Source organism: Caballeronia sp. SBC1 (assembly GCF_011493005.1).
Classification (GTDB): domain Bacteria; phylum Pseudomonadota; class Gammaproteobacteria; order Burkholderiales; family Burkholderiaceae; genus Caballeronia.
In genome coordinates, this window is sequence record NZ_CP049158.1 from 235,640 (window position 1) to 249,848 (window position 14,209).

A 14,209-nucleotide genomic window follows, 5' to 3' on the forward strand; every position below is an offset into this window, starting at 1 on the left:
CCCGCCATAAGCGATGTTCTACTTTGGCAGGCGATATACAGCGGATACACAGCGGTTCAAGCATTCTGATAAAGCGTAGCCGGTTTCGAGTCAGCCTTTGACATAAGGCAGGCGGCTGGCACCGATCGGCTTGTGACTCTAGATTCGTCCCATGAGCAGCAGCACGATCACAATGATTACCACCACGCCCAGGATCCCGCTTGGGCCATAACCCCAGCTACGGCTGTGCGGCCATGAAGGGAAAGCCCCGAGTAAGAGCAGGATCAACACGACAAGCAAGATTGTTCCGATCATTCCACTTCTCCTTAATTATTAAAGTCTGCTGAAGAGTGAATGGCGATGCCGCTTTTGGTGCGGCGCGAGTATTGGCGGATTGCTTCAGCTTACGTGTCCGCAGCGCCCATACCCTCGCGATTACTGCTTTGATAGAGCAAGCGCTGTGCCTATGGCGAAAAACATGTGGGGCGGGGAGGGAAGCCGGAGAGATGACAATCAGCCGCTTGTGATCGGCAAATTCTGCAAGCGCGCGAGCGGTTTGAAAAACCGCTCGCGCTGCAACGTGCAACGGGCTTAAAACTGCGGCGCCTCCGGTTTTTTTGGACACAGATTTGGGGTAAAACGTGTGTTCCAAACTGGAGTAGTTCATGTTGAAGAAAGCTGATGCGAATGCAGTTGCGCCAGAGGCGCTGGAAGGCGCGCGTAGCGCGACTGGAAGCGCCTCTGGCGCCGCCGAAGTCAAACGCTGGTCGACCGGGCGCAAACGTGGCGTGGTGCTTCGATTGCTGCGCGGCGAACCCGTCGATGCCGTGTCGCGCGAAGTTGGCGTGACGATCGCCGAGCTTGAATGCTGGCGTGAACAGGCTCTGGCGGGCATGGAGGCAGGCCTGAAGGCACGCACTAGCGATCCGTTGGAAGCCCGACTCAACGAGGCCGTCCGGCGCGTCGGCGAGCTCACGATGACAATCGAGATTTTGAACAAGGAACGCGAGCGGCAGGCCCGTCGCCCTTTGAGCGCTCGGAGATCATCGACATGAGCCACGAGATCTCCGTGAGCGTCGGCAAGCCCTTTGGATTGCAACGAGTTTGCCAGGTGCTCGACTTCCCGCGCTCGACGATCTACGCCGTACGTGCCAGAGCGAGCGCCGGCGTGACGCCGATGGTTGTGCGCAGGCGTGGGCCGAAGCCGAAGATGCCCGATGCTGACTTGCTCAAGGCCATCCGTGACGATCTGGCGGCTTCGCCCTTCAAGGGCGAGGGGCATCGCAAGGTCTGGGCACGGCTGCGCATCCTGCATGACATCCGTGTCTCCCGGACCCGCGTGTTGCGGCTGATGCGGGAGCACAGTCTGCTCTCGCCGCATCGTCAAGCGCGAGGCGAACCCATCCTTCACGACGGCCGGATTACGACTGATCGCCCCAATGAAATGTGGGGTACCGACGGCGTGCGCATCGCGACCGTGGACGACGGCATGGTGTGGATCTTCTGCGCCGTCGATCACTGCGACGGCATGTGCACCGGCATTCATGCCGCGAAAATTGGTGACCGTTTCGCCGCCCTCGAGCCGATCTCCCAGGGGCTGCTGGGCGAGTTTGGCTCCGTGGGTGCCGACGCGGGTCGCGGGCTGTCGCTGCGCATGGATCATGGTTCGCAATACACCTCGGACGACTTTCGCGACCAGATCAAATTCTGGGGCATCGCGCCGAGCTACGCCTTCGTCGCCGAGCCGCAGACCAACGGCGTGGCCGAGAGGTTCAACCGAACCATGAAGGAGCAGGCTATTCATGGACGCAACTTCAAAAACCTGGAGGAAGTTCGTGCCGCCGCTGTCGCGTTCAAGGATCGATACAACCGCGACTGGCGTCTTGAAAAGCTGGGCTTCAAATCACCCCTCGAAGCCCGTCAGCAAAGGCCGATGAAGCTGGCCGCCTGAACTACAAAAGCGTGTCCAAACAACCGGAGCCGGTACAAACGGGCTTAAAACCGTGTTTGACCAAGCCCGGTAAATCTACTCATTCGACGCTTAGAACAGCCCGCGGAACACCCAGAACAATCCAGCTGCGAGCGCGATCGAAACGGGTAGGGTCAAGATCCAGGCAAGTGCGAGGCTGCGCACGGTGCGCCATTGCAGCCCTGAACCGTTCGCCGCCATTGTCCCGGCCACGCCTGAAGACAGCACGTGGGTCGTACTGACCGGCAGGCCGTAGACGTCCGCGGCGCCAATGGTCAACATCGCGACAAGTTCCGCCGACGCCCCTTGTCCATACGTCAGGTGGGTCTTGCCGATCCGTTCGCCGACCGTCACCACGATCCGCTTCCAGCCAACCATGGTGCCCAAGCCGAGCGCCACCGCCACGGCCACTTTCACCCACGTCGGAATGAACTTGGTCGAATGGTCGAGCTGGCCTTTGAAGTTCTTGAGCACGGCGGCGTCATCGGGGGCGAACGTGGGCGCGTTTTGCTTGTCCATCAGGCGCAGCGCTTCGGAGGCCACATACATGTTGTTGCGCACGTTATTCACAATATTTTGCGGCACGGTCGCCATCGACGACGAAGGCCCGACTTGTCCGTCGATGATATCGGTGAGCTGCTTGAGCGCGACAACGGTGTCCGGCTGGACCGCCTTGGTCTGCACGTAGCGCTGCACCGTTGCGCGCGGGTCGGCAGCGGGCGCGGCGCCGTTGGTGTATTTGCCGAGCACTTCGGACGCGTGATGGCCGACCGACAGGAAGGTCTGCGTCTCGGCCGGCGTAACGGCCTTGTTCAGCGCATAGGCGGTCGGCACGGTGCCGATCAGGATCAGCATGATGAGGCCCATGCCCTTCTGGCCGTCGTTGGAGCCGTGCGCAAACGACACCCCCGTGCAGGTCAGGATCAGCAGGCAGCGAATCCAGAACGGCGGCGGCGTGTTTTTCTTCGGCTCTTTATAGAGCGCGGGAACGCGCACCACGAGCTTCATCACGTAGAGCAGCAAGCCCGCCAGGATGAAGCCGACCACTGGCGAGAACAGCAGCGATTTGCCTACTGCGAGCGCTTGGCCCCAGTCGACGCCCGAGGTTCCCGATGGGCCGTGCATCATCTGGTTCATCAAGCCGACGCCGATCACCGAGCCGATCAGCGTATGGGAGCTCGATGAAGGAATGCCCAGCGCCCAGGTGCCAAGATTCCAGATGATTGCCGCGATCAGCAATGCGAAGACCATCGCAAAACCCTGCGATGAGCCCACGCCAAGGATCAGTTCGACCGGCAGCAGTTGCAGGATGCCGAACGCCACCGCGCCGCTCGAAACCAGCACGCCGGCGAAGTTCCACAGGCCCGACCAGACGACGGCCAGGTTCGGCGCGAGCGAATGGGTATAGATGACGGTGGCCACCGCATTGGCCGTATCGTGGAAACCATTTACGAATTCGAAGCCAAGGGCGATCATCAAGGCGACGCCGAGCAGGATGTACGGCAGTATTGAAGACTGTTGGACCGACTCCAGGTCGTGCATCAGGTGCGTCACGCAATAGATAATGCCAACGCCGATCACGACGAGGAATATCGGCATGCTCAGCCGGCGTCCGAGCGAGCGAGGTCCGTTGCTGTCGTTACTGTCGGGTAGAGTCAAGTCAGGCATGGAACGTCCTTTGAGCTAGAGGCTGCGCGTGTACGGAAGGGGATTCAGGCTTAAGGAAAACATCTGCAAGGCGTTCTTCTGGTAATGCCGCGGCCATGGTTGCACAGGCTTTATGGCGCTTTGATGACTTTTGAAAGAATTGAAATTCGTCTGAACTGAAGTAGCGGTTCGCGTCTTGCTGCCCGGCAAGGGCACCCGCTCATCATGGGGAAGTTATGTTGCAACTCGTCGAGTTGAGGATGGTTTCTCTGGATGCGCCGAACGGTCCGCTGGACGAAGCGCTGGCGCGACTGAGCCGGTTTGCCACGGCGCGCCGGACGGATTTCGTGCTGCGATCGCACAAGGCCGGATTAAATCTGGCTGAGTGGGACGTTGGGATCGAGACGCACGATGACCATCGTGTTTTCGTGGCAATGCACCGTGACTGGCCGCTGGTCCAGCGGATTGAAACCGAGGCAGGGCCCTTCGACACGCTGCATGGCTGGATCAAGTCGGAGGCAGTACTGACTGATCTCAAGGCCCTGATCGGCGATGCCAGCTTCACATTGAGCCAGGCCACCGAGGCGGCGATCGTCGAATGGGACACGCCCGGCGAAATGGATACCGGTGTCCACGTGCGCGCCACGCTGCGGCTCGATGCGGATCGCCGGGCAATGCTGACGCTCACGGCTGCCCCCGATGCAAGCGAAGCGCTGTTCGCGATCGCGCATGAGATTGTGGAGACGCTGCCCTTTCTGGTCGTCCCGGTCGCTATAGACGGCGCCTCGCGTGAACCGGTCAAGGCCAGCAAGCTGAAGTTGGCGAAGGACGCGAGTCCGACGGATGCGTTCGTCGCAATCGGCAAGTCGGTTGCGGCGCAGTGGTTCGGCAACGACACCGCGTCGCGTGGCGGGCTCGAAGTGGAACACGTGCATCAATTGCGTGTCGCGCAGCGCCGCTTGAAGACGGCGCTCAAGCTTTTCCCCGAATGGATCGACGAGACCTGGACTACCCGCGTTGCACCCGATCTGAAATGGTTCGGTGACCTGCTGGGCGATGCCCGCGATTGGGACGTCTTCACCGACACCACGCTTGCCGCTTATGCGGCATCGGATGACCCGCATCACAAGGACGCGTGGAAACCGACCCATAGCGCCGCCGATAGCAACCGCATCGCTGCCCGCAAACGTCTGCAGGACGCGATGAAATCGCCGCGCTACGCGCGCCTCGCGCTGTCATATGTCGAGTGGTTCAGCACGCTCGAAGTGCCCGCTGGCCAAGCGGACCAGACGCTCGCCGCGTATGCGCAGAAGCGCATCACGAAGCATTATCGGAAGATCGAGCGCGCCCCGGATCTCACCACGCTCGACGCCCCGACGCGACACAAAGTGCGGATACACGCCAAGCGCTTGCGCTACGCACTCGAATTTTTCCGCTCGCTGCTGACCCGGAAAACCCGTAAGCAAGTGGAAGAGGCATTGGGGAATTTGCAAAGCGTCCTGGGCGAAGGCAACGATGCGGCTGTCGCTGCTCAGCGCCTGGCCGACCTGAAAGAAGCCGGCGACTTCCAGAAGGGTTTGGCGAAGGGCTTCGCCGTCAGCGCGCAACGGATGAGCGCAATAGAAGGCGAGCGCATTCTGCGCAAGATAAAACCGCCGCGGATCAAGTGAGTGAATGCATCGATATAATCGTCGCACTCTCTTATCACGCTGTTCCGCGCTCGCCCCATGACCGACGAATCCCGTAGTACACCGCACGATGCCATCGAAGTGGGTGGTTCAGTCTGGCTTCGCAGCGGGGACGCCACGCTTGGCGGCGCGGCGCGCATTGCGTTGCTCGCGGCCATCCAGCAGACCGGTTCAATCACGGGCGCGGCGAAGGCGGTCGGCATGAGCTACAAGGCGGCGTGGGACGCTATCGACACCATGAACAACCTCGCCGGCACCGCGCTCGTCGTGCGTGCCACGGGCGGCAAGGGCGGCGGCGGGACCACGTTGACCGCGAAGGCGCTGAGACTGATCGATACCTATCGGGTTATCGAGCGGGAGCATCAGGCGTTTCTGGAGCGCGCGGGCGCGGCGATTGAAGGTTTCGCGCAGGACTGGCGGCTTATTGGGCGAATCGGTATGAAAACAAGCGCACGCAACCAGCTGTTTGGCACGGTCAGCAAAGTCACGCGCGGTTCCGTCAACGACGAGGTCGAGCTCGCTTTGCCCGGCGGCCAATCGATCGTCGCGGTGGTCACGCATGAAAGCACCGCGTCGCTCGGTCTTAAGGAAGGCGTTGAGGCGTTCGCGCTCGTGAAGGCGTCATGGGTGATGCTGATGGTCGATGACGCCGAAGGCTCTTCCAAACCCATGCGGATCTCGGCGCGCAACCAGTTGCGCGGCAAGGTGTCGAGCGTGACGCCGGGTGCAGTGAACGCGGAGGTTTCTTTAGCACTGGACGACGCCACCACCGTCACTGCCATCATCACCAACGAGAGCGTGACGACGCTCGGCCTGGTGCAAGGTCAGGCCGCTATTGCGGCGTTCAAGGCGTCGAGCGTGATTCTTGGCGTGACGGACTGAGGGCGTTGAGGGCATCTTCCGGTTGCACGATACCTTCGCGCAAACTCACGACCTGATCGCCGAACATGGCGACGTCGTCGGGATCGTGCGTGATGAGCACCATTGGAATGTCCAGGCGGCCTTGAAGATCGGCCAGTTCCTGGCGCATGCGCTGGCGCAAGGTCATGTCGAGCGCTGAAAAAGGCTCGTCGAGCAGCAGCAATTGCGGATGCGGGACCAGCGCACGCGCCAACGCAACGCGTTGCTTTTGCCCACCCGATAATTGCGCCGGAAACTGCCGCGCGACCTGGGTCAGATCGAACGCGTTCAACCAGTAGTCCACATCGGCGTGCGCGACGTGTTTCGATGGATTCCACCAGCCGCGCTTCAGACCGAAGGCAATGTTCTGGCGCACGTTCAGGTGCGGGAACAGCGCGTAGTCCTGAAACAGATAGGCGATCCGACGCGCTTGCGGGCTTAAATCGATTGCGTTGGCCGTATGCAGCAGCGTGGTTCCATTCAGGACGATCTCGCCCTCGTCCGGCGTGATCAGGCCGGCGATGGTTTGCAGCGTCAGGCTTTTGCCTGCGCCCGACGGGCCAAACAGCACGATGCGCTGACTGGTTGAACGAAACGCGATATCGAGCATGAAGTCGCGCTCGGGCGTGATGAAATGCTTGCGCAGGCGGACGGTAAGGGCGGTCATCTTCAGCGCACCGATGCCGTGGAGCGCTGCGGCAGCAGTCGTCCGGCTGTGAGCAGGATGACCACGCACGTGACCGAGGTCACGATCACGAGGATGTTTGCGGTGCTGTCGTCGCCGGCCTGGACGGCGGCGTAGACAGCGACAGAGAGTGTCTGTGTCCTGCCCGGCAAGTTCCCCGCGATCATCAGCGTGGCGCCGAACTCGCCCAGCGCCCGCGCGAACGCGAGCAACGCGCCGGCCAGGATGCCGCGGGCGGCGAGCGGCAGCGTTACGCGAAAGAACACGGCGGCTTCACTGATGCCGAGCGTGCGCGCGGCACGTTCGAATTGCGGATCGACCGTCTCAAATGCGGTACGCGCCGACTTCAGCACGAGCGGAAACGCGACCACGGCCGACGCGATCACCGCGCCTTGCCACGTGAACACCAACTGGATGTCGAACTTGTCGAGCCATGCCCCGATCACGCCGCGCCGGCCTAGCAACACGAGCAGGTAATAACCGAGCACGGTGGGCGGCATGACTAGCGGCAGCGTTAGCAAAGAGTCGACGAGCTCACGCGCCGACGAACGCCAGCGCGACAAACCGAATGCCACCGCGACGCCGAGCACGACATCGATTGCTGTCGCCCATCCCGCTACTTTCAGCGACAACAGCAATGGAATCCACGCCTGATCCATGGTTCTGTGTTCTATATCGTTTTATATAGCAGCGTTATTTCACCGGCGGTTTGAAGCCGAATTGCTCGAGCGTCTTTTGCCCGTCCGGTGACAACACATACGCGATGAACTGCTGGGCATCGGCGGCGTGTTTGCTTTGCGCTACCTGGGCGATAGGGTAGGTAATCGATGTTTGTGTTGGCACGCTCAGCGCCACTTTCACGCGATCCGGCATCACGGCGGCGTCGGTGCTGAATACGAAGCCGGCGTCCACTTCGCCGCGCGCCACATAGTCCAGGCTTTGGCGCACGTTAGCCGCGAGCACGCCCTTGGCGCTGACTGCGTCCCAGACGCCGGCTTCCTTCAGCGCGCCTTCGGTATAACGGCCAACCGGCACTGATGCCGGATCGCCGTAAGCCACGCGTTTCACGCTGGCGGCCGTGAGGTCCTTGACACTGGCAGGAGCGAAGCTGCTGTCTTTCGGCACGATCAGCACGAGCGAGTTTGCAGCAAAGTCCCGGCGCGAGTCGGTGGCAATGACCTTTTCGTCGATAGCCTTGTCCATGGCTTTTTGATCGGCCGAGGCGAATACATCGGCGGGCGCGCCTTTCACGATTTGCTGCATCAACACGTCGGAGGCGCCGAAGTTCATCAGGACTTTCGTGCCCGGATGTTGCTTCTCGTAGGCATCGCCGATGGCTTTGAACGCATTGGTCAGGCTTGCTGCAGCGGAGACGACGATTTCATCGGCGTGGGCGGCGGATTGCAGTGTGAACGTGAAGACAGCGGCGATCAGCGAGTGTTTGAGATTGAACACGATGGACAGGTCGAAGGAATGGAAAGCGTATCGTAATATACTTGAGGTTATAACGATAGCCGGTTCATTCGCCCGGGTTTGACGAGCGCTCTATTTCCTTGACCCTCGACCGCTAACCCTGGAGCCGTCATCAAGGCATCGAATTCACGAGCGCGGAACCCTCCAAACGGCGCGAGCGAAAGCCCCTTTACGACTCCGTCGTCCCCGAAAACCGTACATCGATATGTTGCGCCGGCGGTGCAACCGGCTTGTCATAGCGTCCGGCCTTCCATCGAGCGCGAATATAAGGTTGCTCGCGGCCTGACAAGTGCAGGGCGATATCCGTGATCCAGCGCTGCGTTGGCACCGAAATCCCATGTAGCGTGAGAGCCACCAATGCAAGACTCACCGCAACCGGCGCCCCCGATAACTTGCCGGGTTCCGCGCGCCAGGCGAACGCCACGAACACAAGCGCGGCGAGCGCGCCGAGACCGCATCCTGTCACGACTTCCGACACTGAATGGGCATTCAGCAAGATCCGCGACACGCCCACCACGATTCCGATCAGCACCCCCGCCGACACCCCCAGCGCGCGCACCCATCGTCGCCCGGGCAAACACGCGACGAACAAAGCCACTGGCAATACTGCGGACGAAACCATGGCGTGACCGCTGATTCCGGTGAAATCCAGAACGCGCACGCCGACACCCCATCCCATGAACGCGATTTTCGTCAACGCCACGAGTCCACTGGCCGCGCCGAGCACAGCAAGCCAGCACACGGCGTAACGCCACGGATAACCCAGCGCCAGCCATGCGGCCACCGCAAGCGCGAGCGGAATCATGACGCCTACGCCGCCAAGCGAAGTAATGGAGAGCCAAAGCGAAAGCGGCAAGTCAGGCATGAAGATTGATTCTGCAGAGCGGGGGGAAGCCGACAGTATACCTGCCGAGCGGACTCCGAAATTTTTTAGAGGGAATCTAAAAACAACAATGGATTGGACAAAATTACTGCAACGTACGGCATCCACCGCGTACATGACGACAACGTGACGCAATATGAAATTCTGTGGTGCGCGCACGCTCCCGAAATAGATGCTATTGTGCACTGCACAACATTCGTCATTCCCGAAGGGTTTGGCGATCCATTCTTCTGTGCGGACCCTTAATTCGATGCCAAAAAGCCTGACAAAACTCTGGCTACGAGGCTTGAAACGCCTTGTAGCGACGCAGATCGCTCCGCCCCGAGCGCCGAAAACGCGCGCTCCGGCGAAGCCTGTCCGCGCGAAGGCGGTCAAACCGGCCGCGGCGAAACCCAAAATCACCCCTAAACCGCGCGTCACTCGCGAGTCGCGGGTCAGGCCGCGCGCCTCCGCATGGGCGGCAGGAAAGTGGAGCCGGTCGTTCCATTCGGCCCCGCCAACAGCGGGCCGGTTCGTCAATCATCTGGCGTACGCGTTATATCTACCGACCGGCGCATCCCTCACGGACATGCCACTCGTCGTGATGATGCACGGATGCCAGCAATCGGCTGAAGAATTCGCGCAGGGCACGCGCATCAATTTGCTGGCCGACCGCTTCGGATTTGCCGTGCTGTACCCCGAGCAGTCGAAAACCGCGCACGTCCACCGCTGCTGGCATTGGTACGAAGATTCGGCCAATTCTGGCGGCGGCGAGGCGGCTGCGGTCGTTTCCTTGGTGCACGAGGTCGTTGCGCGTCACCATTTCGACGCCGAACGTATCTATCTGGCCGGTATGTCTGCCGGTGCGGGGCTGGCAGCCATGCTAGCCGTCAAATATCCGTCGCTGTTTGCGGCCGTCGGATTGCACTCAGGCGTGGTTTTCGGCGATGCAAATTCCGCAATCGGTGCAATGGACGCCATGCGGCGCGGCAGCCGCAGCGACCCTGTCGGCCTGATCGACGCCGCAGTCAACGTCGCCGCTTACCCCGGCATGCCGGCCATTATTGTGCACGGCGAGCTGGATTCGGTCGTATCGAAGACCAATGCTGAGCAGCTGACAACGGAATTCCTGCGCCTGAACCGTTTTATCGACGCAAACGGTGTCTGGCGCAACGGCGAGCGTCGCGAGGAAACCCAGGACGGCAGCACTGTGACGGACTACGTCAAAAACGGCCGACGAGTCATCAAGACGTGCATCGTGCGCGGGTTGGGCCATGCCTGGAGCGGTGGCGACGACACCGTGCAGTTCCATTCGGCGAAAGGCCCGGACGCATCGGCCATGCTGTGGGAATTCTTCAAATACCAACGCCGTGTGCAATCAGCCGTGCGGGACGAGAGCCTCGTTTAGCCCGCGGTGTTGTAAAAAAGCCTTTCGCATCAACGAGATTCTTTTTTGAGCACTAGCATTTGATTAGGGATTACCCTATACTTTGTTCAAAGCACTAGGTAATTACCCTAATCATTCAAGCGAGGTTCACCATGTATCTGCTCAGCCGCCTCTTTCTGTTCCTGACGAAATCCGCCGACCAGCGTGACAAGGAACGTAACGACGCCTATTTGGCCGAAGCCACTGACATTTACGACCTCGAATACCGCATGCAGAAGCTGGATCGTCGCGCATCGTCGCGTCATCCCTCGTGGCTCGCACAGTAATTCGGCAGTAATTCGAAGTCAGTAAAAGGACAAGCAGGATTCGTCACGCCGAAGACGGTGTTGTCGAAGCAAAAAAATGCCGGCCACGAAGGCCGGCATTTTTGCGTCTGGAGATCGCTTACGGGAGCGAGAGGCGCGGTGTTTCCACCGCTCAAGCGCCCTCGCTTTGCTTAGACCAACTTCACGCGCACGTCGACGTTATTGCGCGTCGCGTTCGAGTACGGGCACACCTGATGGGCCGTCTCTACTAGTTTTTGCGCTTCCGCTGCATCGAGTCCCGGCAATGAAACACGCAATTCAACGTCCAGTGCGAAGCCGCCCTTGTCGTTCGGGCCCACGCCTACGTCGGCGGTGACGGTCGTGTCGGCGGGAATGGTCTTCTTCTGCTGACCGGCAACAAACTTCATCGCGCTCAGGAAACAGGCTGAATAGCCAGCGGCAAACAGTTGTTCCGGGTTCGTGCCGGCTGCGCCCGAGCCGCCCAATTCTTTCGGCGCGCTCAATTTCACGTCCAGATTTTCATCCGACGATACTGCCCGGCCGTCGCGGCCACCCGTGCTCGTTGCCGTTGCTGTGTAAAGAATGCTCATGATCTTCTCCTGTTCAGTGGTTTGCCGCGCGGCGGCAGAAAGAGGGTACTGCAGGTCTAAGTTCGGTAATGCGGTGCCAACGGAAATAAATATATCGCGATAATAATTTGCGTGCAAACTAAATTGATGTACGAACGATTGGTTATAACTATCGGCGGTTTAGGCTTCGTTGTGTTCCATCAGCGACGCGCGCAGTCGCATCAGATCGTCACGCAGTTTGATGAGCCGGTCGGCGTCCGATCCGGCCGCGCAGTAGATCTCGCCGGGAATATCGCGGATGGCCTTCTTCAGGTCACGGCCGGCGTCGGTAAGATGGATATGCACTTGCCGTTCGTCTTCAAGACCCCGCACGCGCTTGACGTACCCTTGCGCCTCAAGACGCTTGAGCAGCGGCGTCATGGTCGCCGAATCGAGGCTGAGCCTTTCGGCCATCTGTTTGACGGTCAGGTCGTCGCTTTGCCACAACACCAACATGGTCAGGTACTGCGGATAGGTCAGCCCGACTTTGTCCAGCAGCGGTTTGTACGTCTTGGTCATCGCGAGCGAGGTCGAGTACAGCGCAAAGCAAAGCTGGGCGTCGAGTTCGAGCGGGAATTGCGGGGAAGAGGTCATGACGGTCGCGCCTGAGTGCGCTAAAACGAATATGACGATAGTGTACGCAAATATTTAGCACACTAAGGAAGCAGCGCGTCCGGCTTCCCGACACGCAACAAAACAAAACGCCGATGACTAAATGGTCATCGGCGTTCGATTATCGGCAAAGACTCACACCGGCGGTTCGGACGGATCCGGGATATCAGGTGAATCTTCCGATTGCACACCGAAACAGCCGCGATACGTGGCGTAAAACGAGCAATACAATGCAGTTGTCACGAGGATGGACGCTGGCATCAACACCGCGAGGGCCATGTCTTGCGCAGCACCGAGCACCTGCATCAACGCGCTGAGTCCAAACGACACCGCGAGCGCAATACCAATCCACAACACGCCGTAGATGACAAACGCACCGCGATTGCGCCAGCAACTGACGAAGCTGAAAAACAGCGCTTTTACCGGCGGCACGTCGTGCCACGCGACAAGAATAGGCGCGAACCAGAACAGCATGGCGACCGGCAGATAGCAGACCATGGCGACCAGCACCGCGAGCGGGTTGAAGCTTGCGGCCACGGTTTCCGGATCGCCAGCCGGGCCGTTGCCGAGCATCATGTTGAGCAGCAAGCCGCCGTCGGCCAGCGCGGACGCGGCGAAGATCAAACCCATGGCTGCCACGTAGATCACGCCCAGCACAAGCAGGCGGCGCGCGACGATCTGCCCGTAGGCACGAAAGCCGTCGATAAGCACCGTCGGCCACACCGGTTTCTTGGCGATCGTATTGCGGCAAGCCACCATGAACCCTACGGCCACGCCTGGAATCAGCAGCAGCGGCAGCACGGGACCAATCAGCGGCAGCCGCGAGATCAGCGTCATGGCAAACAGATAGGCGAAGAACACCGTGAGAAACGCGAGCGGATTCCGGCGAAACAGCCAGATACCCTGGCGGAACCACACATAACCGGTTTTGGCGGGGACTTCGATCAATTGCATTGATTAATTACCGTGAACGGGAGGAGGCGCAACTTTGATGCGCTCGCGCAAAATGCGTTCGAAATGGCCGGGATCATGTGGTTTTAGCATCTCGGCTTCGCGTGGCCGGTAAAAATCATAAAGACGCGATACCCAGAAGCGCAACGCGCCCGCGCGCAGCATGTCGTTCCAGTGATGCGTTTCGGCCGGCGTGAACGGCCGCACTGTCTGATAGGCGCGCAGCAACGCGTCGACCCGCGCGATATCCAGCGCGCCAGTTGCCAGATCGACGCACCAATCGTTCACGCACACGGCGACATCGAAGAGCCATTTGTCGTTGCCGGCGAAATAGAAGTCGAAGAACCCGCCGAGCCGCGTTTCATCCGCCGTCGGATGCGCGAACAGCACATTGTCGCGGAACAGGTCGCAATGGCATGGGCCTTCTGGCAGGGACCGATACTCTTCCGATGCAAAAAACGCCGCCTGATGCGCGAGTTCGCTTGTGACCAGCGTGCGCTGCGCGTCGCTTAAATGCGATAGCACCGCAGGCACGTTCTCTTGCCACCACGCGAGGCTTCGCAAGTTCGGCTGATACGCGGGGAAATCCCGGCCGGCCAGATGAAGCCGCGCCAACATCTGGCCTACTTCGATGCAATGCAAGGGACCCGGCGTCAGTTCCGGCGCGCCGTCCAGTTTCGTCACGATTGCTGCCGGCTTGCCGTTCAGCATGCCGAAAAGCGCGCCGTCGCGACGTGGCATGGGGTCCGGCACCGGCACGGCGTGCGAGGCCAGATGGCGCATCAAATCGAGATAAAACGGCAATTGCGTGGCCGTGAGGTTCTCGAAGATCGTCAGCACATACTCGCCGCGCGTGGTCGTCAGGAAGAAGTTGCTGTTCTCGATACCGGATGCAATGCCGCGGAAATCGACGGCTTCGCCGAGTTCGTAGTGTTGCAGCCAGTCGGTGAGCTGGGAATCGGTGACAGCGGTGAATACGGCCATGCGGGAGAGCTTTGGTGAGGTTGAACATGCAGGATGACCGACGGACGCGTCAGTCAGGCGTTGCGTTGCCGCGGAAACGGCGGCGCGGGGCAGGGCACGGCAGATGAAACGGGCAGCGGTCGCAGGTTGTTGAGCACG

At 60.3% G+C, this 14,209-nt stretch carries 16 protein-coding genes; 6 read left to right on the plus strand and 10 right to left on the minus strand.

The genetic code is table 11. The annotated features are described in order from the left end of the window. Window positions 1–138: 138 nt before the first annotated feature. Window positions 139–294: a DUF3309 family protein gene (locus SBC1_RS27910; RefSeq protein ID WP_089160383.1), complete on the minus strand. Its 156-nt coding sequence runs from the start codon at window positions 292–294 to the stop codon at window positions 139–141. A 350-nt stretch (window positions 295–644) separates the two neighbouring features. On the opposite strand from SBC1_RS27910, the gene SBC1_RS27915 reads away from it, so the two are divergent. Both SBC1_RS27915 and SBC1_RS27920 read left to right on the plus strand, forming a co-directional pair. After that, window positions 645–1,034, plus strand: a complete 390-nt coding sequence (locus tag SBC1_RS27915) for a transposase (RefSeq protein WP_165989089.1) — start codon at window positions 645–647, stop codon at window positions 1,032–1,034. Further along, window positions 1,031–1,930, plus strand: coding sequence for an integrase core domain-containing protein (locus SBC1_RS27920; RefSeq protein WP_165989091.1), 900 nt, complete (start codon window positions 1,031–1,033; stop codon window positions 1,928–1,930). Before SBC1_RS27915 ends, SBC1_RS27920 begins: the two co-directional genes overlap by 4 nt. Before the next feature lie 90 nt (window positions 1,931–2,020). On the opposite strand, the gene SBC1_RS27925 is transcribed toward SBC1_RS27920, so the two are convergent. Next, on the minus strand, window positions 2,021–3,616 hold the full coding sequence (locus tag SBC1_RS27925; protein WP_165102326.1) for an inorganic phosphate transporter: 1,596 nt from the start codon (window positions 3,614–3,616) through the stop codon (window positions 2,021–2,023). Between the two features lie 215 nt (window positions 3,617–3,831). Between SBC1_RS27925 and SBC1_RS27930 the strand changes: the two genes are divergently transcribed. Next, window positions 3,832–5,265, plus strand: a complete 1,434-nt coding sequence (locus SBC1_RS27930; RefSeq protein ID WP_165102329.1) for a CHAD domain-containing protein — start codon at window positions 3,832–3,834, stop codon at window positions 5,263–5,265. Between the two features lie 57 nt (window positions 5,266–5,322). After that, on the plus strand, window positions 5,323–6,165 hold the full coding sequence (locus tag SBC1_RS27935) for a TOBE domain-containing protein (RefSeq protein ID WP_165102332.1): 843 nt from the start codon (window positions 5,323–5,325) through the stop codon (window positions 6,163–6,165). On the opposite strand, the gene SBC1_RS27940 is transcribed toward SBC1_RS27935, so the two are convergent. The 4 genes from SBC1_RS27940 to SBC1_RS27955 all read right to left on the minus strand — a co-directional run bounded on the left by SBC1_RS27940 (window position 6,128) and on the right by SBC1_RS27955 (window position 9,206). After that, entirely contained in the window at window positions 6,128–6,850 is a 723-nt protein-coding gene (locus tag SBC1_RS27940) for an ABC transporter ATP-binding protein (protein WP_165102336.1), read from the minus strand. The genes SBC1_RS27935 and SBC1_RS27940 overlap by 38 nt on opposite strands. A gap of 2 nt (window positions 6,851–6,852) precedes the next feature. Beyond that, a complete protein-coding gene (modB, locus tag SBC1_RS27945; protein WP_165102340.1) occupies window positions 6,853–7,527 on the minus strand; it encodes a molybdate ABC transporter permease subunit in 675 nt (224 codons plus the stop codon). A gap of 34 nt (window positions 7,528–7,561) precedes the next feature. After that, complete coding sequence (modA, locus tag SBC1_RS27950; protein WP_370469708.1) at window positions 7,562–8,326, minus strand: molybdate ABC transporter substrate-binding protein; 765 nt, start codon at window positions 8,324–8,326, stop codon at window positions 7,562–7,564. 184 nt (window positions 8,327–8,510) lie between these two features. Further along, window positions 8,511–9,206 (minus strand): phosphatase PAP2 family protein, encoded by a 696-nt coding sequence (locus SBC1_RS27955; protein ID WP_165102343.1) that lies wholly within the window; start codon window positions 9,204–9,206, stop codon window positions 8,511–8,513. Window positions 9,207–9,474: 268 nt separating this feature from the next. Between SBC1_RS27955 and SBC1_RS27960 the strand changes: the two genes are divergently transcribed. Next, complete coding sequence (locus tag SBC1_RS27960; RefSeq protein WP_165102346.1) at window positions 9,475–10,611, plus strand: PHB depolymerase family esterase; 1,137 nt, start codon at window positions 9,475–9,477, stop codon at window positions 10,609–10,611. Between the two features lie 131 nt (window positions 10,612–10,742). Then, a complete protein-coding gene (locus SBC1_RS27965; RefSeq protein ID WP_075645337.1) occupies window positions 10,743–10,916 on the plus strand; it encodes a DUF3563 family protein in 174 nt (57 codons plus the stop codon). A 170-nt stretch (window positions 10,917–11,086) separates the two neighbouring features. Here SBC1_RS27965 and SBC1_RS27970 read toward each other — a convergent pair whose 3' ends face one another. From SBC1_RS27970 to SBC1_RS27985, 4 genes are all read right to left on the minus strand, one after another. After that, the gene (locus SBC1_RS27970; RefSeq protein ID WP_165102351.1) at window positions 11,087–11,506 is read right to left on the minus strand and encodes an organic hydroperoxide resistance protein; all 420 of its coding nucleotides are present in this window, start codon (window positions 11,504–11,506) and stop codon (window positions 11,087–11,089) included. A gap of 159 nt (window positions 11,507–11,665) precedes the next feature. Beyond that, window positions 11,666–12,118 carry a MarR family winged helix-turn-helix transcriptional regulator gene (locus tag SBC1_RS27975; protein ID WP_165102354.1) on the minus strand — a complete coding sequence of 151 codons (453 nt, stop codon included), beginning with the start codon at window positions 12,116–12,118 and terminating at the stop codon, window positions 11,666–11,668. 153 nt (window positions 12,119–12,271) lie between these two features. Then, on the minus strand, window positions 12,272–13,090 hold the full coding sequence (locus SBC1_RS27980) for a BPSS1780 family membrane protein (RefSeq protein ID WP_165102358.1): 819 nt from the start codon (window positions 13,088–13,090) through the stop codon (window positions 12,272–12,274). A gap of 3 nt (window positions 13,091–13,093) precedes the next feature. Next, on the minus strand, window positions 13,094–14,071 hold the full coding sequence (locus SBC1_RS27985; RefSeq protein WP_165102361.1) for a homoserine kinase: 978 nt from the start codon (window positions 14,069–14,071) through the stop codon (window positions 13,094–13,096). Window positions 14,072–14,209: the final 138 nt, after the last annotated feature.

What these genes read in the sequence shown, in the direction of transcription:
- SBC1_RS27930 (WP_165102329.1), top strand. Translation starts at nt 3,832, where the DNA reads ATGTTGCAACTCGTCGAGTTGAGGATGGTTTCTCTGGATGCGCCGAAC.
- SBC1_RS27970 (WP_165102351.1), bottom strand. Translation starts at nt 11,506, where the DNA reads ATGAGCATTCTTTACACAGCAACGGCAACGAGCACGGGTGGCCGCGAC.
- SBC1_RS27910 (WP_089160383.1), bottom strand. Translation starts at nt 294, where the DNA reads ATGATCGGAACAATCTTGCTTGTCGTGTTGATCCTGCTCTTACTCGGG.
- SBC1_RS27940 (WP_165102336.1), bottom strand. Translation starts at nt 6,850, where the DNA reads ATGACCGCCCTTACCGTCCGCCTGCGCAAGCATTTCATCACGCCCGAG.
- modB (WP_165102340.1), bottom strand. Translation starts at nt 7,527, where the DNA reads ATGGATCAGGCGTGGATTCCATTGCTGTTGTCGCTGAAAGTAGCGGGA.
- SBC1_RS27920 (WP_165989091.1), top strand. Translation starts at nt 1,031, where the DNA reads ATGAGCCACGAGATCTCCGTGAGCGTCGGCAAGCCCTTTGGATTGCAA.
- SBC1_RS27925 (WP_165102326.1), bottom strand. Translation starts at nt 3,616, where the DNA reads ATGCCTGACTTGACTCTACCCGACAGTAACGACAGCAACGGACCTCGC.
- SBC1_RS27960 (WP_165102346.1), top strand. Translation starts at nt 9,475, where the DNA reads ATGCCAAAAAGCCTGACAAAACTCTGGCTACGAGGCTTGAAACGCCTT.
- SBC1_RS27965 (WP_075645337.1), top strand. Translation starts at nt 10,743, where the DNA reads ATGTATCTGCTCAGCCGCCTCTTTCTGTTCCTGACGAAATCCGCCGAC.
- SBC1_RS27980 (WP_165102358.1), bottom strand. Translation starts at nt 13,090, where the DNA reads ATGCAATTGATCGAAGTCCCCGCCAAAACCGGTTATGTGTGGTTCCGC.
- SBC1_RS27915 (WP_165989089.1), top strand. Translation starts at nt 645, where the DNA reads ATGTTGAAGAAAGCTGATGCGAATGCAGTTGCGCCAGAGGCGCTGGAA.
- SBC1_RS27935 (WP_165102332.1), top strand. Translation starts at nt 5,323, where the DNA reads ATGACCGACGAATCCCGTAGTACACCGCACGATGCCATCGAAGTGGGT.
- SBC1_RS27975 (WP_165102354.1), bottom strand. Translation starts at nt 12,118, where the DNA reads ATGACCTCTTCCCCGCAATTCCCGCTCGAACTCGACGCCCAGCTTTGC.
- SBC1_RS27985 (WP_165102361.1), bottom strand. Translation starts at nt 14,071, where the DNA reads ATGGCCGTATTCACCGCTGTCACCGATTCCCAGCTCACCGACTGGCTG.
- SBC1_RS27955 (WP_165102343.1), bottom strand. Translation starts at nt 9,206, where the DNA reads ATGCCTGACTTGCCGCTTTCGCTTTGGCTCTCCATTACTTCGCTTGGC.